Source organism: Paramagnetospirillum caucaseum (genome assembly GCF_000342045.1).
Taxonomy (GTDB): Bacteria; Pseudomonadota; Alphaproteobacteria; order Rhodospirillales; family Magnetospirillaceae; genus Phaeospirillum; species Phaeospirillum caucaseum.
In genome coordinates, this window is the sequence record NZ_AONQ01000002.1 from 119,039 (window position 1) to 142,754 (window position 23,716).

Sequence of the window (23,716 nt, forward strand, 5' to 3'; positions counted from 1 at the left end):
GGGCGGTTTGGAACGACAGGCTTACTCGTCGCCGGAATCGATGTCGAAATCGGCGCCGGTGTCATTGATCGACATGCCGTCCTCGATCATCTCGTCCTCGTTGGCGACGGTCTCGAAGGCGAGGTCGCGGTCGGGGATGAAGCCTTCCATCTCGTCCTCTTCCGGCTCGTCCACCTCGACGTGCTTCTGGAGGCTCTGGATCAGGGCGTTCTGCAGGCCGTCCAGCGGCACGGTCTCGTCGGCGATCTCGCGCAGCGCCACCACCGGGTTCTTGTCGTTGTCGCGCTCCACCGTCAGCTTGGCTCCGGCGGAAATATCCCGGGCCCGCTGGCCGGCGATCAGCACCAGCTCGAAGCGGTTCGGAATCTTCAGTACACAGTCTTCAACCGTAACGCGCGCCATCGAAGATCCTTGTCTTTAGGCAATCTCGGAAAGAGAAAGCTTATATCGTCGCTTGGCCCATGAAAGCAAGCCCCCATGCCATCGTCCCCTTGCGGCGGGGCCTGCCGCCGCCTACGTTGAAGGTATTCTTCCCCGCCCCTCCCGGTTTAGGACGGCGGGCCAAACCATTTCGACAAGTGAGTACACCATGCAGTTTTATTCCGCCGAGCGACTCGGCCTGTTCATCGACGGCTCGAACCTTTATTCGGCCGCCCGCGCGCTGGGCTTCGACATCGACTACAAGAAGCTGTTGAACCTGTTCGCCGGCAAGGGAAGGCTGATTCGCGCCTTCTACTACACCGCCCTGATGGAGGATCAGGAGTATTCCCCCATCCGCCCGCTGGTGGACTGGCTGGACTACAACGGCTACACCATGGTCACCAAGCCGACCAAGGAATTCACCGACGCCATGGGCCGGCGCAAGATCAAAGGCAACATGGACATCGAACTGGCCATCGACGTGATGGAGATGTGCCAGTACCTGGACCATGTGGTGCTGTTCTCGGGCGACGGCGATTTCCGCCGGCTGGTGGAGGCGGTGCAACGCAAGGGCGTCCGCGTCTCGGTGGTCAGCACCATCCGCTCGCAGCCGCCCATGGTGGCCGACGAATTGCGGCGCCAGGCCGATGTGTTCATCGAGCTGCAGGACCTGGAAAGCCAGATCGCCCGCGCCCAGCAGCAACAGCACCGCGACGACCGCGCCTATCCCGCCGATTGACATCGATCCCGTGCGGATGTCCCGCCCGCATCCTTGCGCAAGGCCAAGACATGCCCCTCTCCCATCCCACTCCCGATTGCGGCCTGTGCCCGCGTCTGGCCGAGTTCCGCCACGCCAACCGCGCCCAGTATCCCGGCTGGCATCACGATCCGGTACCGTCGTTCGGAGGGCTGGACGCCCGGCTGCTGGTGGTGGGCCTCGCCCCCGGCCTCAAGGGCGCCAACCGTACCGGCCGGCCGTTCACCGGCGATTACGCCGGCGACCTGCTCTACGCCACCTTGCTCAAATACGGGCTGGCGAAGGGCGAGTACCGGGCGGCGGCCGATGACGGGCTGGAACTGACCGGCTGCCGCATCACCAACGCGGCGCGCTGCGTGCCGCCGGCCAACAAGCCGCTGCCCGCCGAATTCGCCGCCTGCCGCCCGTTCCTGGCCGCCGAGATCGAGGCCATGCCCCATTTGCGCGGCATCTTCTGCCTGGGCCGCGAATCCCATGACCAGGTGCTGTCCACCCTGTCCTTGCGCAAGGCCGCCCATCCCTTCGGTCACGGCAGGCTTCACGACCTGCCCGGCGGGCTGGTGCTGGGCGACAGCTATCACTGCTCGCGCTACAACACCAATACCCGCCGCCTGACCGAGGCCATGTTCCATCAGGCGCTGGAGGGCTTGCTGGACCGGCTGCGTTAAGACTCCCTTGAAGCGGAAGTGCTAGACTCTCGCGGTGAACGGACGGCGGGAGCGCATGGCATGACCGTCATCGAGTGGTCCAACGAGTTGAAGCTGGGCGTGCCGGCCATGGATGCCGAGCACCGCCAGTTGCTCAAACTGACCAACGATTTCCTGGTCGCCGCCGACGGGCACGCCCCCTTTCCGCGTCTGGCCCGCATCATGGGCGAATTGATCGCGCGGACCCGCATCCACTTCCAGGCCGAGGAAACCCTGCTGGACCGCGCCGCCTATCCCGGGCTGGCCGGCCACAAGGCCGCGCATGGACGGCTGCTGGTCGAGGCCCAGCGGCTTTACGAGCGCTTCACCGCCCTCGAGACCACCGCCAGAGCCGACCAAACCGCCACCCGCGCCCTCACCCGGGAGGCGGCGCGGTTCCTGCAGCGCTGGCTGGTGGACCACATCACGGCCGAGGACCGCTCCTACCGCCCCTATGTGCTGCGCCTGACCTGACGTCAGGATTCGGGCGGCAGGTCGCCGGCGAACAGGAAGTCGTTCTTCCCTCCCCGCTTGACCGCGTACATGGCGGCATCGGCCCGGCGGATCAGGGCCGGCCCGTCGCCGGCGTCGTCGGGGTACAGCGCGATGCCGATGGAGCCGTGCACCTGGGCGGTTCCGGCCTCCAGATCATAGGGCTTGTCCAGCACGGCCAGGATCTTGGCGGCCACCTTGGCGGGATCGTCGCTGCCGTGCACGCCGTCGAGGATCACCACGAACTCGTCGCCGGCCAGCCGGGCCAGGGTATCGGTGGCGCGCACGCATTCGGACAGGCGGGTGGCGGTCTGCTGCAGCAGCACGTCGCCGGCGGCGTGGCCCAGGGTGTCGTTGACCGCCTTGAAACCGTCCAGGTCGAGGAACAGCAGGGCGAAGCGCTTCTTCTCGCGCCGGGACTGGCGCACCGCCTGGTTGAGGCGGTCGAGGAACAGCGAGCGGTTGGGCAGGCCGGTCAGCGCATCGTAATTGGCCTGCCGCCAGATGCGCTCCTCGTCTTCCTTGCGGTGGGTGATGTCGGAGAACACCGCCACGAAATGGGTCATGCCGCCGCCACCGTCGCGCAGAGCGTTGATGGACAGCCACTCGGCATAGAAGGCCCCCGACTTGCGCCGGTTCCATATCTCGCCTTCCCAATGCCCGCTCTCGGACAGCACCCGCCACAGATTGGTGTAGAACTCGGGTTCGTGCCGCCCCGACCGCAGGAAGCTGGGGTCCCGGCCCAGCACCTCCTCCTTGGAATACTCGGTGATGGTCGTGAAGGCGGGATTGACGAAGATGATGCGGTTCTCGGCATCGGTGATGAGCACCGCCTCGGTCACGTTCTCCAGCACTTTGGAGGCCAGCAGGATCTGCTGTTCCGCCGCCTTGCGCTCGGTGATGTCGTAGATCCAGGCCAGATTGACCTTCTCGCCCTCGAAATCAGCGGAGCGGATGGTCAGGAGACTCCAGAACGGACTGCCGTTCTTGCGGCGGAACTCCACCTCGGCGTCGTCCAGGTGGCCGTCGCGGCGCAGGATGGCCAGCACCACCTGCCGCTGGGCGTCGTCCACATAATGCTCGCGCGCCGTGGAGCCGAGGAACTCCTCCTTGCTCATGCCGATGATGTCGGTGAAGCGGGTGTTGGCGAACACCACCTTGCCGTCGCGCCGCCGCGATACCGAGACGCCGACCGGGCTCTCCTCCAGGATGCGCCACAGCCGCTCCTCGCTCTCCTTGAGGCGGGACGCCGCCGCCGAACGCTCGGCGATGTCGGTCTTCAGCCGCTCGACCATGGGACGGAAGACCCCGACCGCCGACAGCACCAGCAGGCCGACGGCCAGGAGCACCGTCACCCCCTGCAGGGTCATCAGTTCTTCCATCTGGCGCTCGCTGTCCCGTTGGAAGCGGGCCGTCACCTCCTCCAGGGACCGCAGCAGCGAACCGCCGGCCCCCGCCGACAGGGCCGCCAGACCGGAATCCGAGGCCGCCGGCCCGCCCTCCGCCGCCAGCACGGCGCGGCCCCGGGCGATGAAGGCCCGCAGTTCGCGGTCGAGATGCCAGGGCGGGGCGGCGAAGACCTCGAGGATTTCGGGCGGCGGCGGCACCCGCCCCCCCCGCATCAGACGGCCGTGGCGATCCTCCAACTGGTCCAGGCCTTCGGCCAACAGACGGCGCACGGCCGGGCGCTCCGTCTCCTCGGCGATGACCAGACGGTTGGCGGCGAAAGCCACCCTTTGAACCAGCATGCGCTGGCGGCCGGCCATGTTGACCAGTTCGGCGCTGCCCTCGGCATCGCCGATCATGCGGGCCAGGGCCATGAACGACATCAGGGCGAGCGCCCCCAGCACCACCAGGACGGCGACATACCGTGTGGTCAGTTCCCGTGTGATTCGTTCACCGAGATCAGGCATCCCCAAATTCCCGCACAGCCCGCCTTAATCATAGCGGTAAAGCGAGACCATGTCTCGAAGAGCGGAGCCCTCCGGGACATGGCGCAGGGAACATAAGGAGTGGCGGGAGGGCCGGGTTACGCCCCGGACAACCGCTCCAGGGCCTCCTTCAGCTTGGCGACGGCGCCGGCCCAGTCGGCGCGGCGCTCGTGCTGCTCGTCGACCACTTCGGGTCGGGCCTTGGCGATGAAGTCGGCGTTGGAGAGCTTCTTGTCCACCTTGGCGATCTCGCCTTCCAGGCGGGCGATCTCCTTGTCCAGACGGGCGCGTTCCTTGTCCACGTCGATGACGCCGCCCAAGGGCATCACCAGGGTGGCTTCGTCCACCACCATCTGGGCGGCCCCGTGGGACGACGCCTGGGCCACCCGCTCGGGTGTGGCCTGGGCCTCGAAGGCGGTCAGCCGTCCCAGACGGGTGATCAGGTCGGCATGGGTCCTGGCCCAGCCGCGCTTGGCCTCGGCCAGACCGGAGACCAGCAAATCCACCTGGGCCGAGGGCGGCACGTTCATCTCGGAGCGCACGCCGCGCACCGTGGAGATCATGCGCACCACCCAATCCATCTCCTCCTCGGCCTCGGGAGCGTGCAAACCGTCCAAGGCGGGCCAGGAACGCAGCATCAGGTCGCCGTCGCGCTCGGCGATCTGGCCCCACAATTCCTCGGTGATGAATGGCATCAGCGGATGCAGCACGTGCAGGATCTGGTCCAGCACCCAGGCGGCGGTGGCCCGCGCCTCGGCCTTGGCCGCCTCGTCACTGCCGTTGAAGATGGGCTTGGCGAATTCCAGGTACCAATCGCAGAAGGTGCCCCAGACGAACTGGTAGGCGCCGCCGGCCGCCGCGTCGTAGCGGTAGCCCTCGATGGCGGTGCCGACCTTGGCGGCCAGTTCGGCGGTCTTGGCGACGATCCAGCGGTTGACCGTCTCCTTCACCGCCTTGGGGTCGAAACCGGCCACCGGCCGGCACTCGTTCATCTGGCAGAAGCGCGCCGCGTTCCACAGCTTGGTGGCGAAGTTGCGGTAGCCCTCCACCCGGCTCTCGGCCAGCTTGACGTCGCGGCCCTGGGCGGCCAGGGCCGCGAGGGTGAAGCGCAGGGCGTCGCAGCCATACTTCTCGATCAGGTCCAGGGGATCGATGATGTTGCCCTTGGACTTGGACATCTTCTGGCCCTTCTCGTCGCGGACCAGGGCATGGATGTAGATGTCGCGGAACGGCACGTCGCCCATGAAGTGGATGCCCATCATCATCATGCGGGCGACCCAGAAGAAAATGATGTCGAAGCCGGTGACCAGCACGTCGCCGGGGTAATAGCGGGCCAGCTCCGGGGTCTTTTCCGGCCAGCCCAGCGTCGAGAACGGCCACAGCGCCGACGAGAACCAGGTGTCGAGCACGTCGGAATCGCGAGTCAGCACCACGTCCTTGCCGTAATGCCTGGTCGCGGCGGCCTGGGCCTCTGCTTCCGTCTCCTCGACGAAGAACGTCCCATCGGGGCCATACCAGGCCGGCACCTGATGGCCCCACCAGATCTGTCGCGAGATGCACCACGGCTGGATGTTGCGCATCCATTCGAAATAGGTGTTCTCCCAATGCTTGGGCACGAAGCGGGTCCGCCCCGATTCCACCGCCTCGATGGCCGGCTTGGCCAGGGTGGCGGCGTCCACGAACCACTGGTCGGTCAGCCACGGCTCGATCACCACGCCCGAACGGTCGCCGTAAGGCACCATGTGGGTGTGGGACTCGATCTTGTCGAGCAGGCCCAGTTCCTCGAACTCGGCCACCACCTTCTTGCGGGCGTCGTAACGGTCGAGGCCGCCATAGCCCTCCGGCACCTCGCCATTGGTGCGGGCGTCGCGGTCGAAGATGTTGATCTGCGGCAGGTCGTGGCGCACGCCCACCTGAAAATCGTTGAAATCGTGGGCCGGGGTGATCTTCACCGCGCCGGTGCCCTTGGTGGGGTCGGAATACTCGTCGGCAACGATGGGAATCAAGCGATTACAAATGGGTAGACGGACCATCTTACCCACCAGGGCGGTATAGCGCTCATCTTCAGGATGAACGGCAACCGCCGCGTCGCCGAGCATGGTCTCGGGCCGGGTTGTCGCCACGGTAATGTACGTATCTTCAAGGCCTTCCACGGGATACTTGAAGTGCCACATATGACCCTTCACCTCGCGCTGCTCGACCTCCAGATCGGAAATGGCGGTGTACAGCTTGGGGTCCCAGTTGACGAGGCGCTTGGCGCGGTAGATCAGCCCCTGGCGGTGCAGGGTGACGAAGACGCGGCGGACGGCGGCCGACAGGCCCTCGTCCATGGTGAAGCGTTCCTTGGCCCAATCGGGCGAGGCGCCCAGGCGACGCAGCTGGCGGGTAATGGTGCCGCCCGATTCCGCCTTCCACTCCCAGACGCGCTTGATGAAGGCGTCGCGTCCCAGGTCGTGGCGGGTAACCTTCTCGGCCTCCAGCTGGCGCTCCACCACCATCTGGGTGGCGATGCCGGCATGGTCGGTCCCCGGCTGCCACAGGGCATCCTTGCCGGTCATGCGGCGATAGCGGATCAGCACGTCCTGCAGGGTGAAGGTCAGCGCATGGCCCATATGCAGGCTGCCCGTTACGTTGGGCGGCGGCATCATGATGGTGTAGGGCGCGGCATTGGAGTCGGTGTGGGCGGCGAAGGCCCCCTGGCCCTCCCAGCGCTCGTAATGCTTCGGCTCCACCTCGGCGGGGCGATAGGTCTTATCCAGCATGGCCATGGGACTTGTCACTTCAATTGGGGGGACACAAACGAAAAGGGCGGCCCGATCGCGCCGGGCCGCCCCTGTGGCTTCGAACCGGCGGAGATTAATACTCTCCGGTGCGGTTTACCATCCTCTCGATCTCTTTCTTGACGATGCGCTCGATCATGTAGGGCAGGTTCTGGTCCAGCCATTCCGACAGGATCGGACGCAGCAGCTCGCGCACCAAATCTTCCAGGGTGATGGCGCTGTTGCCCAGGCCGAACGACTTCTGCCGCACGATCTCGCGCGCCAGATTGGTCAGCAGCGAGGCGCCGTGATCGATGCTGGGCGGGCTCATCAGGCCTTCGTCGTCGGGCGGCGGCGCGGCGCGGCGCGGCGGCGGCTCGTAATCGTCCATCACCCGGCTGGCGGCGGCCATCACCGGGGCCGGCTCGAACTCGCCGAGATCGGCCTTGAAATCGTTGATGTCGAAAGCGGGTTCCGGTTCCTCGGCCTGCTCTTCCATCACCATGTCGTCGGTCAACTCGAGGATGTCGTCCTCGGGTTCCGGCTCAGGTTCCGGTTCGGGTTCGGGCTCCGGTTCGGGCGCCGGCGTATCGAACAGGGAATCGATATCGTCCTGGGCGAAGGTGGGTGCCGGCTCGGGCTCCGGTTCAGGCTCCGGCGGAGGCATGGGCTCGGGCTCCGGTTCGGGAGCGACCGGCTCGGGAGCCTTGGGCTTATCCTCGGCCTCATCCTCCGACAGAATGCGTCGGATAGAGGCGAGGATATCCTCCATCGATGGTTCTTGCTGGGCCTTGTCTTCGCTCATGTCACGGCTATTCTGTCTGCCTGCGCCCAAGAAAGGGACCTGCCGTAATAGTGACTTACGGCTGGTAACAAATGGTTAAAATTCCACGAGTCCCCAAGAGAAACCCGGGTCAGCCATTCGGCCGCAGCCCCGATCCCACTATTTCTACTCGTATCCTTTCTCCTTGTCGATGCCATTGCCGATCCATTGGCCGCGCACATCGTCATAGTGCTTGGCCGGATCATAGACCTCGACAGGAAGATTGAGCCCGGGGGCGGTCATTTGCCCCAAAGCCGACTTGACCTGATAGGAAGCGGCCAGCACGTCGCGGCTCGCCTTGACCAGATTGACGCGGGCGTCGAACAGCTCCTGCTCGGCGTTCAGCACGTCGAGGATGGTGCGCGATCCCACCTTGGATTCCTCGCGCACTCCGGCCAGGGCCAGTTCGGACGCCTTGATCTGCGCCTGATAGGAGCGGGCCTGGGCGCGGGCCGCCTGCAGGCTTTCCCACGCCTTGGTCCCGGTCTCGACGGCGTCGCGCCGCGCCTGATCGGCCTCGATACGGCGCTGGCCGGCGGTGTGCTTGGAGGCGCGCACCCGGGAATAGACGCTGCCCGATTCATAGAGCGGCACGGTGACGTTCAACAGGACCTCGCGGTTGGTGTACGAGGATTCCTGAGTGGAGGTCTGGAAGCCGCGGGTGATGTCGGCCGACAGCGACACGGTGGGCAGCAATTCGCCCCACACCAGATCGATGCCGTCCTTGGCGGCGGCATGGGTGTAATCGGCGGAAACCACGCTGGGATTGGCGGCCAGCGCCATGGAGGTGACGTCCTCCAGATTGGCGGGCAGGGCCGGCGGCGTGGCCGGCGGGCTCAACGCCTCGGGCGGGCGGCCGACATTGTTGACGTAATTGGCCCGCGAGTTCTGCAGGTTGCCCTCGGCGGCGACACGGTCGGCGGTGGCCTTGGCCAGACGGGCCTCGGCCTGGCTGACGTCGGTGCGGGTCAGTTCACCCACCTTGAAGCGCTCTTCCGTCGCCTCGTACTGGCGGCGCAGCACCTGCTCGTTGTTGATGGACAGCTTCAGCACCGCCTCGTCGCGGACGACGTTGAGATAGGCGGAAGCGGCGGCCAGCAGGATGGTCTGCTCGGTGGCGGCCAGTTGGGCCCGCTCGCTCAGCACGGTGTTTTCCGCCTGGGCGGTGGCGGCCACGGTCCGCCCGCCGCGGAACAGCGGCTGGCTGATGGTCAGCGCCTGGGTCCGGGGGCTCCGGGTCATGGTGTACTTGGACAGGGTGTTGTTGTCGAACTGACCGCGTCCGGCGGACCCGGTCAGGGACACGGTCGGCCGCCAGTTGGACAGCGCCTGGGGAACGCCTTCATCGGCGGAACGCAGCTTGGCGCGGCGCGCCAGCAGCGTGGGATTGGAGGAATAGGTGGACGCCAGCACCTCCTCCAGCGTCTCGGCGGCAACGGGGGTTGACGCAGCCACGACCATGCACGCCGCGCCGATCAGCCGACAGCTTACCTTCCTCATTCAACACCTGTATTCAGCAATGCGGGTCCCCATCCCGGAACGACCTAATTTTCGCTCGAGAACATTAGACCTTGGACGGGGAAGATCAAGGACAATTCCTGCCCCCTACCCTTGCGTCCGGGGTGGACGGGCCATCCCCGGATCGCGGAGGCAATGGCTCAGAACACCAAGCCGGGGCTCAGAACACCAAGCCGGGGCTCAGAACACGAAGCCGGGCTTGGGCGCCATGCCGGGCAGATAGGGCGTGGCGCCGTCGAACAGCGGACGCCGGCCGAAGGTGTCGCCGACCCGGACCACCTGCACCAGCTTGCCGGCTCCCTTGCCGCTAGGGTCGACCACCGCCACCAGACGACCGCCGTCGCTGAGCTGGCGGCACAGACCGGCAGGGATTTCCCCCACGGCGCCCACATAGACGATCACGTCGTAGGGCGCCTGGGCGGGATAGCCGGCGGCCAGGTCGCCAGCCACATAGGCGACGTTGTCGATTCCCTGGTCGGACAGCGCCTGGGTGGCGCGGCCGGCGAGATCGGCGTCGCTTTCCAGCGCCACCACGGTGCTGGCCAGCTTGGCGAGCACGGCACTGGCCCAGCCGGTGGCGTCGCCGATGGACAGCACCACGTCGGCAGGCTGGACCGAGGCGGTTTCCAGCAGACGGGCCAGCACCAGCGGCTCGATCAGGAAGCGGCCGCCGCCGATGGCCACGTCCTCGTCCACATAGGCGAAGCCGCGCATGGATTTGGGCAGGAACGCCTCGCGCGGCGTCGAGGAAATGGCCCCCGCCACCTGCAGGTCGTGCACCTTGTTGGTGCGGATCTGGTTCTCGACCATATTGAATCTGGCGCCGGCGTAATCCATGGCCCTCGGGCTCCCGTATTGATGGTCAATATCTCGGATGGGCCCGCCCCCCTTGGATATCGGGCAGAGCCACGGGGGGAATTTATAGGCGCGGCGGCCATCGAAAACAATGCTGCGAAAAGGGTGAAACAGCGGCTTGACCCGATATCGAACAGCGCGTATAAGCAGCGTCCTCACGTCGGCACCCGCCGGCTGGGCCGGTTGGGCCGGGTGGCAGAGTGGCTATGCAGCGGACTGCAAATCCGCGTACGTCGGTTCAATTCCGGCCTCGGCCTCCACCGTCCCCAGGTCCGGGTACTTGATGTGGGAAACAGAATTCCTCGGCTTGCCGTACCGCTTGGCAGGCCGTTGATCCGGAGTAGCTCAGCGGTAGAGCAGCCGGCTGTTAACCGGCTGGTCGGGGGTTCGAATCCCTCCTCCGGAGCCAAAGCGAAAGGCCGGCCATCCTCGGATGGCCGGCTTTTTTCATTCTATTCCCCGGTGAAGCTGGGCGGGCGCTTCTCCTGGAAGGCCTTCACCCCTTCCTGGTAGTCCTGGCTGTCGTAGACCCGGCGGCGCAAGCCCTGCACCCGCTCGAACATGCGCGGCGTGATGGAGTGGGCCGAGGCCAGGACGCGCATCTCCTCCTTCATCACCGCGATGGCCAGCGGCGCCAGCTTCTCGATGTCGCGCGCTATGCCGACGCAGAATTCGGTGATCCCGGAGGGCTCGACCAGATGGTTGACGATGCCCAGCGCCTGGGCGCGCTCCGCCGGAACCGGCCGGGCGGTGAAGGCCATCTCGCGCACCACATGGATGCCGGTGACGTTCATGAAGGTCAGCAGGCCGGAGATGTTGTAGGGAATCCCCAGCTTGGCCGGGGTCAGGGCGAAGGTGGAATTGGGCGTGGCCACCACCATGTCGCAGGCCAGGGCCATCTCGCAGGCCCCGCCCCACACGCCGCCCTCGATCAGGGCGATCACCGGCGCCTGGAATTCCTCGATGGCGCGGATCACCACCCGCAGGGGATCGCCCCAGCCCAGCGGGTCGCGGTGGGCGGCGGGCAGTTCCGACACGTCGTGGCCGGCCGACCACACCGTGCAGCCCGGCTCGGCCCGCAGGATAACCGTGCGCGCCCTGGCCCGCGACGCCTGTTCCAGTCCCGCGATGATTCCGCCGATCATCGCCTCGGACAGCACGTTGCGCTTGGCCTGGTTGGTCATGGTGATGACGGCCAGCTTGCCGTCCAGTTCGCACCGCATGATGGTCATCGGCCTGTCGCTCCCTTCCCCGTGATGCGGCGCACAATGACACAGCCGGCGGCCAACCGCACGAATTCACACGCAAGCGATTGCCCGCCGCCCGGTCCCCCCTTACACTGCATCAAACACTCTCGCGGGAACCCACATCATGTCCGATCAGGAACGCATCATCGAACTGACCGCCACCCTTGCCGACGTGGTCTCCCGCAAGGTCGAGGAGATCAAGAAGGTCACCGGCACCACCCGCATCCTGGCGCTCAACGCCCTGATCGAGGCGGCCCGCGCCGGCGAGGCCGGCAAGGGCTTCGCCGTGGTGGCCGGCGAGGTCAAGAACGTGTCGGAAAGCATCGACGGCATCACCCAGTCGCTGGAAGCCGAGATGGGCGCCGCCGTGGACGAACTGGGCCGCCTGGCCAGCCGCCTGCGGGCCGAGGCCGCCGAATAATCCCATGATTCCCCGCCCCAGGAGGGTCCGCCCGCTCGCTCCGCTTGCCCTCGGCCTGCTGCTGGCCCTGGGGGCCGCGCCCGCCTGGGCCGGCTATGACGAGGGCCTGGCGGCCTATCAGAAGCGCGACTGGACCGCCGCCATCCGGGAATTCAAGCCGCTGGCCGCCGAGGGCAACCCCGCCGCCCAGGCCCGGCTCGGTCACATGCTGTTCGAGGGGTTGGGCGGCGCCAAGGACGACGTCGAGGCGCTGAAGCTGCTCAACGCCGCCGCCGTCGCCGGCGATCCCCTCGCCCAGCACTGGCTGGGCAGCGCCTATTTCAACGGCCGCGCCGTGCCCAAGGACATCTCCCAGGCCCTGGTCTGGTTCGGCCGCGCCGCCGACAAGGGCCAGCCGGAATCGCTGCACGCCATGGGCGAGATCCATTTCAACGGCCTTGGCATCAACAAGGACGAAGGCAAGGGCGTCGAGTACTTCAAGCGCGCCGCCGACAAGGGCTGGGCCGCCTCGCGCGAGCGCCTCGCCCAGTTCAACTGGGACGGCCGCGCCATGCCCACCGACAAGGCCAAGGCGCTGGAATTCGCCCGCTTGGCCGGTGATGCCGGCCGCCCCGTCGCCCAGTTCATCCTGGGGCTGGGCTATCTTCTGGGCCAGGGCGGCGTCGAGAAGGACATGGCCAAGGCCGCCCAGTGGTTCCGCAAGGCCGCCGACCAGGGCCACCCCCAGTCGCAGCACAATCTCGGCGTCATGTACGTCAACGGCCACGGCGTGCCCAAATCCGCCCCCGAAGGGTATGTCTGGATGGCGCTGGGCGCCCAGCGGGCGCCGGCCAACCTGAAGCAGAACTACGAGAAGGAGCGCGACGCCGTCGCCGCCCGCCTGCCGCCCGCCGACCTGGACACCGCCCGCCAGCGGGTGGCCCAGTGGAAACCCAGCCTTCCCGGACAGCAGGTGGCCAATGCCGCGCCGGCGCCGGGTGCCCCCTCCTCCGCCCCGTCCACCCAGGAATCCGCCACCGCGCCCCCCCGCTCCACCGGCGGCAGGGTGTCGTCGGGATCGGGATTCGTGGTGTCCATGGACGGAGTGGTGATGACCAACGCCCATGTGGTCGAGCAGTGCCGGACCATCACCGTCAAGCCCCAGGACGGCCCCGCCCAGGTGGCCTCGCTGAAGGCCAAGGACAGCGCCAACGACATGGCCCTGCTCAAGACCACCTTGCGCCTGCCCGAGATCGCCCGCTTCCGCCAGGACCGGCCGCTGCGCTCGGGGGACGAGGTGGTGGTGATCGGCTATCCCCTCTCCTCGCTGCTGTCGCGCGAGCCCAACATCACCGCCGGGGTGGTCAGCGCCATGAACGGCATGCGCGGCGACCCACGCCACTACCAGATCACCGCCCCGGTGCAGAAGGGCAATTCCGGCGGGCCGCTGATCGACATGGGCGGCAACATCGTCGGCATCGTGACGTCCAAGCTGAACGCCATGAAGATCGCCGACAAGACCGGCGACCTGCCCCAGAACATCAATTTCGCCATCAAGGCCGACCTGGCGCGCAGCTATCTGGACAGCAACGGCGTCACCTACCAGACGGCCGCCTCCTCGGCCCAGATGTCGGTGGCCGACGTGGGCGAACGCATCAAGCGCGTCACCGTCTTCATCGAGTGCCAGGTGCAGTAGGGGCGGCGCGCTACGCCCGTTTCCGCACCCAGGGCAGGATGCGTCCGCGCATCTTGCGGTCGGTCTTCATGATGTGCTCCTGCAGCCAGATGGCCAGGAAGCTGCGCATGTGCTCGGTGGCGGCCTTGAGGTCGCCCCATTCGCCCTTGCGGTGCTTGTCGATGAACTTTTCGAGGGTATGGCGCAGTTCATCGTGCTGGCGCTTGTTCTCGGCGTAGCCCTCGTAGCCGGTCTCCAGCTGGGCCGTCTCCTCGCGCTCGAAATGGTCGTTCACATAGGCCTGCAGCCGCTCAAGGATGCGGCCGATCTCGGCGCCGTCCACCTGACCCGACGAGGTCTTGCTGGCCGTTTCGAATTCCTGGACCAGGGCGAACAGCTCCTGGTGGTCGTCATCGACCACGTCGATGCCGACCCGCATGTGCTCCTGCCACGTCGCCATGCGCCTCTCCTTCCTTCCCTGCTCGCCGGAAAGGATGCTCCCAAAGGTATTGCCTGGCAAGATGCAGATTATGGCGCCGAGAGATCCAGGGCCGGTCCGCCGTTGCGTTGCGTGGCGCGGATGCGCCGGACCGCCTCGGCGTCCAGCTCCATGCTGAAATCCTTGCGGTAGCTGGTGCTGGCCCCCACCGCCTCGTCCACCACCATGCCGAGCACCGCGGCGCCGCCGGTGAAGGCGATGAAGGCGGTATTGGCCCACAGCCAGCCGCTGCCGCCAGCATTCAAGGTGTTGACGGTGCGGCGATAGCCCGGCGCCGTGCAGGCGACGGTGATGGGCGCTGCCTTGTGCGGCAGTTGCAGGACGGCCGGCGTGGTGATTTCGGCGGCAAAGCCGTCGGCGCCGCTCAACGCGCAGCGGGCGCCGGCCGGCTGGGTGGCGATGCCGACCTCGGAGGACGGCCCAACGACCATGGAGGCACAGCCGGCCACCAGCAGGGCGGCCAGCACGATCCGCATATGCCTCAAGACAAGGCCCCCGCATCCTGCCGTAGGGAGGAGAAGGTCCGCTGGCGGCGCTGATAGAGTTCCAGCAGCTTCCAGCGCGCCACCGGGATGTCGCGCACCATGGAGCCCGGCACCAGCAGCAATTCCGAGCGCATGGCGGCCACCAGCCGCCCCTCCCCAGCCTGGGAGAACAGCACCTCGGACTCGTTCAGGGGCTCGCCGATGCCGCAATACTCCACCACGGAATCGTCGAAATAGCGGTCGAGCCGCCCGTCACGCACCATGAAGACGAAATCCTGGCCGGTCATGTCGATCTCCTCGCCGGTGGCGAGGTAATAGGGCTGGCAGGTCTCGGCGATGCGCACCTCGGTCAGGTTGGACAGACTTTCCCCGAACAGCCAGGTGTGGTTGAAAAAATTCCTGAGATCGGCAAGGCGCGAGATGCGCTCGCTCATCTCGTTGCGCTCGACGAAACTGCGGTACAGCCCGGACGGAATCTTCAAGGCGCGCACGAAGCTGAGCGCCCGGTAGGTCTCGAAGGAAGGATCGCCCGACAGGGCGTAGGACTCGCCGATCATGGCGCCGGCCGATAGGGTGGCGGTCTGGTCGGAATCGGGCTCGATAGTCTCCACCAGGCCGGTGAGGATCAGGTGGACGTCCTCGCAATAGCTGCCTTCCCTGAGCAGGATGGTCTCGGGATTGAAGGTCACCACCGGATGGTTCAGCAAGATGCGGATCTGGTGCTCCGGCACGCCCAGGAAATACTCGGCCAGATAGCCGTGGGCGGCGCGCAGCCGGTATTCCTGGTAGGAGGGGATCAGGGCATCCACCGTGCCGAACGGCGCGCCCGAGCCGATGCTCTTCTGCGCCTTGGTCAGGGCCAGGGCGGTGTGGGATAGGATGATCTTGCCCGACTGGTCCTCGCGGAAATCCTCGGCGCAGCCATGGATCAGGCCGCCGCCGATATCGAGCTTCTTGACGTCGGCGGGCACCAGATAATCGGCCCGCACCTGCCCCATCAGCTCGCTGCTGATACCGTGGCGGGTCTCGTCGTCGTCGACCATCTGCCCCAGCACGTCCAGCGAGACGATGTCGGCCATGTGGGCGTAGGAGCGGAAGCCGTCCTCCCACGGGGTGCGGAAGTGGAACACTGTGGTTTCCACCGGGTGGGGCGAGAAGATCGGCCGCACCTCCAGCCCGTCGATGTCGTTCCACACGCCCAGTTGCAGATCGCAGATCTCGAAATATTCGCCGAAGGAATCCTCGCCGATGGCGGTCAGGGCCGCCAGCTTCTTGGCCACCGAGGCGCGCACCGAAGGGTGGGCGTAGTACTTGATGCGGTGGTCGGCGCGGAACAGGGTGGTCAGGCCGCAGAAATGGTCGTCGTGGCAATGGGTGTGGAAGATGCCCTCTACCTCCTGCACGCCGATGCCCAGGGACTGCAGCGCCCAGTGGATGTTGGGGCCGGCGTCGATCAGGTAGATCTTGCCCTGGAACATCAGGATGGAGGACATGGCGGCCCGTTCGGGGTCCCAGCCGTCGCCCTCGCCCGAATGGACCACCGAGAAGTACTCGCGCTCCAGGTCGTGATAGCCCAGGTGGTAGGGCGTCTCGTAGGTGTGCCCGGCCGCCAGGTTGAGATCGACGGTGGTCGTCTCGCCGTCATAGGCGAACTCAAAGACGTTGACGTCCAGGCGCTTCACCGTCACCCCGCCGGGCAGGATGGCCGGCGTGTCGCCGATGATGCAGGTGTCGAGCAGGTCCTGCGGCGGCCGGATGGACCCGAAGGCGAAGCGCAGCTTCATGCGCATCCACTCGGCGGCCATGTCGGCTGGCACCCCGGCGGCCAGCATCTCGTCCTCGGACAGCAGGCCGTAATTGCCGCGCATGACGTATTCCATCTGCGCCTCAACCTGCTGGGCGAGGCCCAGGAGCAGCGGCTTGCGGCCGGAACAGTTGGGATGGCCGGGAATGATCATGCCCTGGCGGTAGAGCATCTGCAGGATGGGGAATTCCGACAGGTTGGAAAAGGCGCCGTTCTGCAGCGGCACGTCGGACAGCAGGATGGCGTTGGGGCCGGTCTCGAAGGTGACGCCGCCGCGTTCGGTGGGAACGATCAGGCCGCGCTTGATCAGGTGCTTGACGCTGTCGGCGGGACAGCCGCACAGGACCCGGAGGTCGGCCTCAGGCACCTCGACCCAGCTGATTCCCGACGATACAGCAACCACCCGCATGCGGCTTCCCCCCACAGGACCGCGTTCCGGTTTGGGTTGTGACTGGCGTCGCGCCTTGGTCATCAACCACCAACCATGAAGAATGCCGACCAGATGTACGGCATGCTCCACTGGCTGTTGCGCAGCATTTCCAGTTGAGCCTCCCGCAAGGCATCGTGAGGAGTCTTGCCCGCCAGAAGCCGTTTGTAAAGGGCCGCCATCAAAGTCTGGGTTCCGGCGTCGCTGACCTCCCACAGGGACGAGACCACCGACCGGGCCCCCGCCTCCTGGAACGAGCGGCGCAGACCGTAGACGCCCTCGCCCTCGTGCACCTCGCCCAGGCCGGTTTCGCAGGCCGACAGGATGGCCAGTTGCGTGCCGGTGAGGTCGAGGCCCAGCACCTCCAGCGCGGTCAACACGCCGTCGTTGTCGGTATCGATGTCACCCAGCACCTGGGCGTTGGAATTGATGCCGGCGAAGGCCAGACCGGCACGCAGCAGCGGATTGTCGCCGGGCGGCGGGAACTGGAAGTCCGAGGAGCGCTGCAGCTTCAGCAGGCGCTTCCGGAGCGTGTCGTCGGCCTTGAGGAAGAAGCCGTGGGTGGCGATGTGCAGCACCTCGGGCGGCTGCCCCACCTCGCGCAGAACCTTCTCCTGGGCGGCGGCCTTGGAATAGATGGTGGTGGGCTTGCCCTGGCTTTCCACCGTCTTGACGATCAGCTGGCCTTCCTTCTCGGCGCCGGGCAGCGGATCGAATTTCAGGCCGCGCATGCCGCTCATGCCGCGCACCGCCGACTGGACGTCGTTGCCGGCCGAGCGCGAGCGCGCCTTTTCCAGGGTCGCCTTGCCCACCGCCTCCTCGGTGTTGTAGTCGGGGCCGGCATTGATCAGGTAACCGCCCTTGGCCGCCGGAATGGACGACGGCAGCAGATCGCGGCTGGAATTGAGCACGTGCAGGTCCACCCGCTCGATCAGGTACTTGCGGTTGGATTCCACCAGGGCGCTGATGGGCAGGATGTTCAACATGCCGTCGGGAATGACGTAGACCTTGATCCGCCCGCCGAGCGCGCGGTCCAACGGCTGCCAGACCTGCTTGTAGACCTCCTGGCCGATATCCAGCAGGTCGTCCATCTCGATCTCTTCGTTCTGGATCTCGGTGCGGTACTTGACGATACCGTCGTCGATGGCCTTGAGGCTGTCGTACTTCACCAGCCCGTAGACCGGCTTGTCGCCGTCCTTGCGCAGTGTGGCGGCCACCAGCTTCTGCTGGCCTTCCTCGCCGTAGATGAAGAAGTCCGCCACCACCGAACCGGCGGGCAGCGCCTTGACCAGATCGTCCAGCGCGATGGCCGCCACCGATTGCTGGAAGCGGGTGGACGAGCGGCCCAGCCGGCCCTGCAACTCGTTGATGGCCTCTTCCAGGCCGTTGACGACCTCGACGTGGTTGTCCTTGGTCTCCTCGGTGGGACCGGACAGGGTCAGCGCCGCAAGGCGCTTGCGCGTCTCGGCCAGATCCTCGGTCAGCTTGGTCAACTCGGGATCGCGCGACAGCCGGGTCACCTGCTGGATCTCGGACGCCACCTTGAGCAGCAGGCCCTTGCGGTTGAGGCTGATTTCCATCAGCGCCTTGCCGGCGGTGGGCTCGTCCAGTCTGGCCAGCAGCGCCACATAGGCGGCCAGTTCGGGGGCGTGCAGGCGGACATAACCCTCGCGGGCGTTGTCGCCGGTGACGTAGAGCACCCGGTTGAGGAATTCGGTGCGGCGCTTGAAAGTGGTCTGGCGGGTGGCGAAGGCCGACTTGAGGTCGCCCATGTCCTCCTGCACCCCGGCCAGGGTGTTGCGCGTCTCGAAGGTATAGGGGTGGTTGGGGCCCAGCACCGTCTCGTTGCCGGCCAGGGTCTTGGCCAGCAGCGCCGAAGCCTCCTTCGGCTTCTTCTGGCTGCGGTAGAGCGCCGCCAGATCGTGCATGGACCTGAGCGTGTCCAGGTGCTTCTCGCCCAGCGTCGAGCGCCGCCCGGCCAGGGCGGTGTCGAAGGCCTTTTCCGCATCGATCAGCTTGCCCTGGCGGTGGAGCGCCCGGGCGAGGTTGTTCAAGGCCTTCAGGGTGTTCTGGTGCTTCGGCCCGTAGGCCTTGACCCAGGCCTCATGCACCGTCCTGAACATGGTGCCGGCGCGCTCGTACTCGCCCTTCAGCATGTAGAGATAGGCGAGGTTGTTGGTGCTGGCGATGGTGTCGGGATGCTTCGGCCCGATGGTCTTGCTGAACACCGTGATGACACTTTGGTACAGCGGTTCGGCCTTGTCGAACACGCCCTGGCTTTCATAGAGCAGCGCCAGATTGTTCATGGTGGTCAGGGTCGCCGGATGGGTCTCGCCGAATGCCTTGCGCCCGCCGTCCAGGGCGCCCCTGAGGAACGGCTCGGCCCGCTCGTAGATGCCTTCCTTCTCGAGAATCTCGCCCACGTTGTTGGCGGCGATGACCGTGGAGCGGTGCTCCGGCCCCAGCACCTTGCGGTAGCGTTCCCACGCCTCCATGAAGGTCTTTTCCGCCTCCAGCAGGCGGCCCTGCTTGCGGTAGATGGAGGCCAGCGACGACAGCGCCGCCACGGTGTTGGGGTGGGCGGCGCCCAGCGCCTTGGTCTGGGCGTCCAGGACCTCCTTGGCCATCTTCTCTGCCGGCTCGTACTCGCCGCGGTCGTCCAGCACGTCGGCGAGATCACCCTTGGCCGACAGCAGGTTGGCCTGGTCGTTGGCGGCCTGGGCGTCGCGCACGGCGGATTCCAGCATCTCCTGCGATTCGGGCAGGCGGCCCTGGCGGTGATAGAGCCCTCCGGCCTCGATACGGGTGGTCAGGCTGAGGGGATCGGTGGGGGCCAAGGCCAGTTTCTGGATGGCCACCGCCTGATCCAGCAGGGTGGCGGCGGCGGCGTAGTCGCCCTGAGCCCGCTTGAAGGCTCCCTGCTGCGCCAGGCAGCGCGAGAATTCGCCATGGGCCTCGCCATAGACCTTGCGGCTGGCGGTGCAGGTGCCGTCCAGCAGCTTGTCGGCCTCCTTGGTCCTGGACGCGTTGACCTGGGCGCGGGCCAGGGCCAGTTGCAGGGAGATGGTCTGGGGATGGGCCGCCCCCAGCTTGGCGGCGGACGCCTTGGCCGCCGCGTCATAGACCTTGGTGGCCTCGCCGTACTTGGCCTGGGAGAGGTAAAGCCCGGCCAGGGCCTGTTGCACCTTGACCGTCTCCGGATGGCCGTCGCCCAGCGCTGCCTGGGACAGTTTCGCCGCCAGTTGGTAATTGGCCTCGGACTCCTCGATCCGCCCGGCCAGCTGCTGCAGAGCGGCCAGATCGGTGGCGCTGATGATGGTGGCCAGATGGCCCTCGCCCAGATTGTCCCGGGCGATGGACAGCGCCTGGGCCGCCTCGTCGATGGCCTTGGGCAGGTCGCCGCCGCCGGCCGAGGCGATGGCCTGCTGGTGCGCCCGGTTCCACAGCATGGCGGCGCGCTGCTTGGGCGCCGGCACGCCCGAGGCGGCCTGCTGCTTTTCCGCCACCCAGGCGGGCAGGCCTGAGCGGGCCTTGGTGATCTCGTCGGCGAGACGGCGCACGTCCTCGCCCTTGCCGGCCTGCATGGCCTGACGGGCCTGGCCGATCAGGTCGTCGGCGGATTGGGCGAGAACCGGCGAGGCCGCGATCAGCACCGCCAGCGCGGCGCCACCCAGCAACGTCAAGGCACGCGATGCCATCATCGAACCCTCTCCCTTCTGCCGCCGGCCATTCCCCAATTCCGGACGGACGAGTCTAACTCTTTTCCTTGTGGGTGTAGACGCCATCCCAATCGGCACCCGGCGGCTCTTCCATGAAATGCTCGATGCGGGCGAGATAGATCGTATAGATCACCCGTTCGGGCTCGGCATTGTGCAGGTCCTGGAAGGCCACCTTGGCGGCCTCCCACTTCTGTTCGCGGAACATGGCCAGCGCCGCCAGATGCTGCGACAGCCGCGCCACGGTCTCGGAATCCACCTCGCCCTCGAAGCCGACCGGTTCGTACAGGCGGACCGGCGTGTCCTTGCCCTTGACGCGCACCAGATCGATCTCGCGGCTGACCAGACCGGGAACCGCCGCCTGGGTATATTCGGTGACCATCATGTTGACGCCGTACTGCTTGGTCAGGCTTTCGACGCGCGAGCCCAGGTTGACCGCGTCGCCCAGCACCGTATAGGCCATGCGGAAGTCCGAGCCCATGTTGCCGACGTTCATGATGCCGGTGTTCAACCCGATGCCCACCTTGATGGGCTTCCAGCCCCGGGCGATGAAGTCGTCCTTCAACTCCTCCATCTTCTTGACCATGCCCAGCGCCGCCTGGACGGCATGGCGGGCGTGGTCGGCATCGTGCAGGGGCGCGCCCCAGAAGGCCATGATGGCGTCGCCCATGTACTTGTCGATGGTGCCGCGGTAATCGTGGATCACGTGGGTCATGGGGCTGAGGAAGGCGTTCATCAGGATGGTCAGTTCCTGCGGCGCCAGGCCCTCGGAAATGGTGGTGAAGCCGCGCACGTCCGAGAACAGCACGGTCATCTCGCGCGATTCGCCGCCCACCGTCACCTGCTGGCCGCTCCGGTTCATTTCGGCCACCAGTTCCGGCGGAATGTACTGGCCGAAGGTCTTGGCGATCTGCTGCTTCTGGTTGCGTTCGATCAGGTACTGGCGGAACTCCACCAACAGGTACGAGAGCACCAGGGCCAGGACGGCGTAGGACATGGAGACCACCACGCCCAGATTCACGTAGAGCGCGCTGGCCGCCAGGATGAATCCCAGTCCCAGGGCGACCACGAACATGCCGCGCAGCAGCGGCCGGGTCAGATAGAGCGACAGCAGCACCATGGCGGCCAGCAGCAGGATCAGCGCCACGGCGTCGGCGGCCGGGCCGGCGGCGCGCAAGGGCGCCCCCTTGAGGATGGAGCCGATGGAATCGGCGATGATCTCCACCCCGTAGACCATGCCCACCGGCGTGTCGAACCAGTCGTGGGACACCTCGGAGGTATCGCCCACCACGACGATCTTGTCCTTGACCCAATATTCCAGCTCGGCCAGCTCGCGCTCGTCCAGCTGCGAGATGTCGAGGAATTCCAGGGCGGAGAGACCCGCCGACTGGCTGAGGAAGCGCGTGCCGGTGGGCAGGGGCGGGAAGTCGATGTAGAGCTTGTGCTCGTGGTCGAGCGGCACCTTCAGGGCGCCCAGCACCAGGGTGGTCCCCTCCAGCCGGGGCTCGACGCCCAGATACATGGCGGCGGCCTTGACCGCGAAGGGCCAGCCCCCCTTCTCGCCCACCGTCTCGGGGAAGACCTTGAGGCGCGACAGGGTGGTGACCAGCTTGGAATTGGACTGGATGTTGGTATAGGCGCTGGCCGACGCCTGATCGAGCAGCGCGGTGGGATAGTTGATCTTGACGAACTTGCCGTCCCGGAACTCGCCCTGGGCCACCAGCAAGGTGTTGCCCGCCTCGGAGAGCGCCTTGGCCAGGGCCGGGTCCTCGTTGTACGAGGAGGGGAAGTCCATCAGCATGTCGACGGCGATGACCTTGGCGCCCAGGGTCTTCAGATTGGTCACGATGACGCCGATATCGGTGCGCCTGAGCGGGAAGCTCTTATAGGCCTTGAAGAACGTCTCGTCGGTATTGACCAGGACCACGTCCTGGGACGGCGCCAGCTTCCTGGTATCGCCATAGGCCAGCCGCAACTGGTGGCGGAAGGACAACGTCTGGTCCTCCAGCAGGGCGAACCATTCGAAGTGCTGAGCGGGGATGGCGGCCAGGAACAGGACGAGGGTGAAGAGGATATCGTATCGCTTGGTCAATCCGCTCATGGCGCTCCCCGGAATCAAGAGGGGCGCCCTCCTCGCGGAAGAGGACGCCCCGTAGTGGTCAGTTGGCGTTGAGCTTGTCGTTGTAGACCAGCGCTTCCTTGTTCTTCAGCTCGACGAGCTTCAGTTCGTTGTAGGCGCGGATCAGCAACGGACGCATCTCGTTGTCGTCCTTGTTCTCATCGAAATACTTGCGGTAGAGGTCCATGGCCGCCACGGTCACGCCCTTCTCGTCCAGCAGGTTGGCCACCGAGAAGTCGTCCTTGGCATTGATGGCGCGGATCTTGCCGATATTGTCGGCCAGAGCCTTGTCCTCGGCCGCCGACAGCCACATGATGGCGCCTTCCTTGTCGGCCTCGGCGACCTTCTGGCCGCCTTCCACCACCGACACGGTAAAATTGTGCTTGCCGGGCGACAGTTCCGGAACCTTGAAGCGGACCAGATCGCCATCGGCGCCGGCTACCTGATGGGCGGTGCCGTCGATGGTCAGCACGAAGGAGCGCTGCTTGCCGAAGCTCTGCCAGGCCAGTTCCGGATAGGTGGCGGACAGGGTGACCTGCTGCACCAGACGCAGCTTGATGGCCCCTTCCTTGGCGACGCCGCGGCGCACCGTGGTATAGCGCTGGGCCTCGGCGAAGCGGTTGCCCAGGCCGGCCACCAGATCGCCCGAGGCGGCTTCCGGCGCGGACAGCTTGCCGCTGACCACCTTCAGGGCGTTGCCGGCCACCTCGATCTGGCTGCCGCCGGCGATGGTCTGGGCCATGTTGGTGGCCTGATCGACCAGCTTGCCGGTGCCGTCGGCCCCGGTGCGGATCATGTCGCCGGCGAACAGGTACTTGTTGCGGGTCACCGGCTTCCAGGCAGTGCCGTCCCGGCTGTGCTCGACGGTGCCGCTGACCTGCATCAGCAGCGAAACCGGCGGGTCGGCGGCCAGAGCCCCGCCAGGGACCTGCGAAACCAGCAGCCCAACCGCGAAAATCAAGGCAGCGAACAGTTTGCTCTTCATCTTGGCCTCCTTAGCCGATTCCCCGAAGTCTACCACAGAAGCCGCCTCGCCATAATCGGGCGGGCACACTACTCCGTCAAACTTCGTCACGAACCTTCGATCCGGTCCAAACCGCCCC

17 protein-coding genes, 2 tRNA genes and 1 pseudogene are annotated in these 23,716 nt (G+C 66.4%); 7 read left to right on the forward strand and 13 right to left on the reverse strand.

All coding sequences use genetic code 11. The features are described from left to right. Positions 1-21: 21 nt before the first annotated feature. On the reverse strand, positions 22-402 hold the full coding sequence (gene rpoZ, locus H261_RS01375; RefSeq protein ID WP_008613469.1) for a DNA-directed RNA polymerase subunit omega: 381 nt from the start codon (positions 400-402) through the stop codon (positions 22-24). Positions 403-589: 187 nt separating this feature from the next. Between rpoZ and H261_RS01380 the strand changes: the two genes are divergently transcribed. The 3 genes from H261_RS01380 to H261_RS01390 are packed head-to-tail and all read left to right on the forward strand — an operon-like array spanning position 590 to position 2,337. Beyond that, on the forward strand, positions 590-1,159 hold the full coding sequence (locus tag H261_RS01380; RefSeq protein WP_008613476.1) for a LabA-like NYN domain-containing protein: 570 nt from the start codon (positions 590-592) through the stop codon (positions 1,157-1,159). 50 nt (positions 1,160-1,209) lie between these two features. Then, on the forward strand, positions 1,210-1,845 hold the full coding sequence (locus H261_RS01385) for a uracil-DNA glycosylase (RefSeq protein ID WP_008613479.1): 636 nt from the start codon (positions 1,210-1,212) through the stop codon (positions 1,843-1,845). Positions 1,846-1,905: 60 nt separating this feature from the next. Then, a complete protein-coding gene (locus H261_RS01390) occupies positions 1,906-2,337 on the forward strand; it encodes a bacteriohemerythrin (RefSeq protein ID WP_008613481.1) in 432 nt (143 codons plus the stop codon). Between the two features lie 2 nt (positions 2,338-2,339). On the opposite strand, the gene H261_RS01395 is transcribed toward H261_RS01390, so the two are convergent. The 5 genes from H261_RS01395 to H261_RS01415 form a co-directional block, all read right to left on the reverse strand. Beyond that, positions 2,340-4,268: a diguanylate cyclase domain-containing protein gene (locus H261_RS01395; RefSeq protein ID WP_008613483.1), complete on the reverse strand. Its 1,929-nt coding sequence runs from the start codon at positions 4,266-4,268 to the stop codon at positions 2,340-2,342. A 116-nt stretch (positions 4,269-4,384) separates the two neighbouring features. After that, the gene (locus H261_RS01400; protein WP_200860219.1) at positions 4,385-7,048 is read right to left on the reverse strand and encodes a valine--tRNA ligase; all 2,664 of its coding nucleotides are present in this window, start codon (positions 7,046-7,048) and stop codon (positions 4,385-4,387) included. A gap of 94 nt (positions 7,049-7,142) precedes the next feature. Next, positions 7,143-7,850, reverse strand: a complete 708-nt coding sequence (locus H261_RS01405) for a DUF2497 domain-containing protein (RefSeq protein ID WP_052004123.1) — start codon at positions 7,848-7,850, stop codon at positions 7,143-7,145. A 144-nt stretch (positions 7,851-7,994) separates the two neighbouring features. Continuing rightward, positions 7,995-9,329, reverse strand: a complete 1,335-nt coding sequence (locus H261_RS01410) for a TolC family outer membrane protein (RefSeq protein ID WP_008613490.1) — start codon at positions 9,327-9,329, stop codon at positions 7,995-7,997. 237 nt (positions 9,330-9,566) lie between these two features. Continuing rightward, positions 9,567-10,223 carry a protein-L-isoaspartate O-methyltransferase family protein gene (locus H261_RS01415; RefSeq protein WP_008613492.1) on the reverse strand — a complete coding sequence of 219 codons (657 nt, stop codon included), beginning with the start codon at positions 10,221-10,223 and terminating at the stop codon, positions 9,567-9,569. A gap of 204 nt (positions 10,224-10,427) precedes the next feature. On the opposite strand from H261_RS01415, the gene H261_RS01420 reads away from it, so the two are divergent. Next, a tRNA-Cys gene (locus tag H261_RS01420) sits at positions 10,428-10,501 on the forward strand. 74 nt (positions 10,502-10,575) lie between these two features. After that, positions 10,576-10,650, forward strand: a tRNA-Asn gene (locus H261_RS01425). A gap of 43 nt (positions 10,651-10,693) precedes the next feature. Here H261_RS01425 and scpB read toward each other — a convergent pair. Next, positions 10,694-11,473, reverse strand: a complete 780-nt coding sequence (gene scpB, locus H261_RS01430) for a methylmalonyl-CoA decarboxylase (protein ID WP_008613495.1) — start codon at positions 11,471-11,473, stop codon at positions 10,694-10,696. Between the two features lie 139 nt (positions 11,474-11,612). Between scpB and H261_RS26685 the strand changes: the two are divergent. Continuing rightward, positions 11,613-11,793: pseudogene (locus tag H261_RS26685) on the forward strand (methyl-accepting chemotaxis protein); the annotation flags it as partial. A gap of 120 nt (positions 11,794-11,913) precedes the next feature. After that, entirely contained in the window at positions 11,914-13,584 is a 1,671-nt protein-coding gene (locus H261_RS01440; protein WP_008613500.1) for a trypsin-like peptidase domain-containing protein, read from the forward strand. A 10-nt stretch (positions 13,585-13,594) separates the two neighbouring features. Here the strand turns inward: H261_RS01440 and H261_RS01445 are convergent, their stop codons facing one another. The 6 genes from H261_RS01445 to H261_RS01470 form a co-directional block, all read right to left on the reverse strand. Further along, positions 13,595-14,023, reverse strand: a complete 429-nt coding sequence (locus H261_RS01445) for a bacteriohemerythrin (RefSeq protein WP_040475573.1) — start codon at positions 14,021-14,023, stop codon at positions 13,595-13,597. A 68-nt stretch (positions 14,024-14,091) separates the two neighbouring features. Further along, a complete protein-coding gene (locus H261_RS01450) occupies positions 14,092-14,538 on the reverse strand; it encodes a hypothetical protein (RefSeq protein ID WP_008613504.1) in 447 nt (148 codons plus the stop codon). Between the two features lie 5 nt (positions 14,539-14,543). Next, positions 14,544-16,760 carry a cyclic nucleotide-binding domain-containing protein gene (locus tag H261_RS01455; RefSeq protein ID WP_008613507.1) on the reverse strand — a complete coding sequence of 739 codons (2,217 nt, stop codon included), beginning with the start codon at positions 16,758-16,760 and terminating at the stop codon, positions 14,544-14,546. Between the two features lie 62 nt (positions 16,761-16,822). Beyond that, positions 16,823-20,479, reverse strand: a complete 3,657-nt coding sequence (locus H261_RS01460) for a CHAT domain-containing protein (RefSeq protein ID WP_008613519.1) — start codon at positions 20,477-20,479, stop codon at positions 16,823-16,825. A 52-nt stretch (positions 20,480-20,531) separates the two neighbouring features. After that, complete coding sequence (locus tag H261_RS01465; RefSeq protein ID WP_008613521.1) at positions 20,532-22,595, reverse strand: adenylate/guanylate cyclase domain-containing protein; 2,064 nt, start codon at positions 22,593-22,595, stop codon at positions 20,532-20,534. Between the two features lie 58 nt (positions 22,596-22,653). After that, positions 22,654-23,598 (reverse strand): DUF7354 domain-containing protein, encoded by a 945-nt coding sequence (locus H261_RS01470; RefSeq protein ID WP_008613523.1) that lies wholly within the window; start codon positions 23,596-23,598, stop codon positions 22,654-22,656. Positions 23,599-23,716 lie beyond the last annotated feature (118 nt).

What these genes read in the sequence shown, in the direction of transcription:
- rpoZ (WP_008613469.1), bottom strand. Translation starts at nt 402, where the DNA reads ATGGCGCGCGTTACGGTTGAAGACTGTGTACTGAAGATTCCGAACCGC.
- H261_RS01380 (WP_008613476.1), top strand. Translation starts at nt 590, where the DNA reads ATGCAGTTTTATTCCGCCGAGCGACTCGGCCTGTTCATCGACGGCTCG.
- H261_RS01385 (WP_008613479.1), top strand. Translation starts at nt 1,210, where the DNA reads ATGCCCCTCTCCCATCCCACTCCCGATTGCGGCCTGTGCCCGCGTCTG.
- H261_RS01390 (WP_008613481.1), top strand. Translation starts at nt 1,906, where the DNA reads ATGACCGTCATCGAGTGGTCCAACGAGTTGAAGCTGGGCGTGCCGGCC.
- H261_RS01395 (WP_008613483.1), bottom strand. Translation starts at nt 4,268, where the DNA reads ATGCCTGATCTCGGTGAACGAATCACACGGGAACTGACCACACGGTAT.
- H261_RS01400 (WP_200860219.1), bottom strand. Translation starts at nt 7,048, where the DNA reads ATGCTGGATAAGACCTATCGCCCCGCCGAGGTGGAGCCGAAGCATTAC.
- H261_RS01405 (WP_052004123.1), bottom strand. Translation starts at nt 7,850, where the DNA reads ATGAGCGAAGACAAGGCCCAGCAAGAACCATCGATGGAGGATATCCTC.
- H261_RS01410 (WP_008613490.1), bottom strand. Translation starts at nt 9,329, where the DNA reads ATGGTCGTGGCTGCGTCAACCCCCGTTGCCGCCGAGACGCTGGAGGAG.
- H261_RS01415 (WP_008613492.1), bottom strand. Translation starts at nt 10,223, where the DNA reads ATGGATTACGCCGGCGCCAGATTCAATATGGTCGAGAACCAGATCCGC.
- scpB (WP_008613495.1), bottom strand. Translation starts at nt 11,473, where the DNA reads ATGACCATCATGCGGTGCGAACTGGACGGCAAGCTGGCCGTCATCACC.
- H261_RS01440 (WP_008613500.1), top strand. Translation starts at nt 11,914, where the DNA reads ATGATTCCCCGCCCCAGGAGGGTCCGCCCGCTCGCTCCGCTTGCCCTC.
- H261_RS01445 (WP_040475573.1), bottom strand. Translation starts at nt 14,023, where the DNA reads ATGGCGACGTGGCAGGAGCACATGCGGGTCGGCATCGACGTGGTCGAT.
- H261_RS01450 (WP_008613504.1), bottom strand. Translation starts at nt 14,538, where the DNA reads ATGCGGATCGTGCTGGCCGCCCTGCTGGTGGCCGGCTGTGCCTCCATG.
- H261_RS01455 (WP_008613507.1), bottom strand. Translation starts at nt 16,760, where the DNA reads ATGCGGGTGGTTGCTGTATCGTCGGGAATCAGCTGGGTCGAGGTGCCT.
- H261_RS01460 (WP_008613519.1), bottom strand. Translation starts at nt 20,479, where the DNA reads ATGATGGCATCGCGTGCCTTGACGTTGCTGGGTGGCGCCGCGCTGGCG.
- H261_RS01465 (WP_008613521.1), bottom strand. Translation starts at nt 22,595, where the DNA reads ATGAGCGGATTGACCAAGCGATACGATATCCTCTTCACCCTCGTCCTG.
- H261_RS01470 (WP_008613523.1), bottom strand. Translation starts at nt 23,598, where the DNA reads ATGAAGAGCAAACTGTTCGCTGCCTTGATTTTCGCGGTTGGGCTGCTG.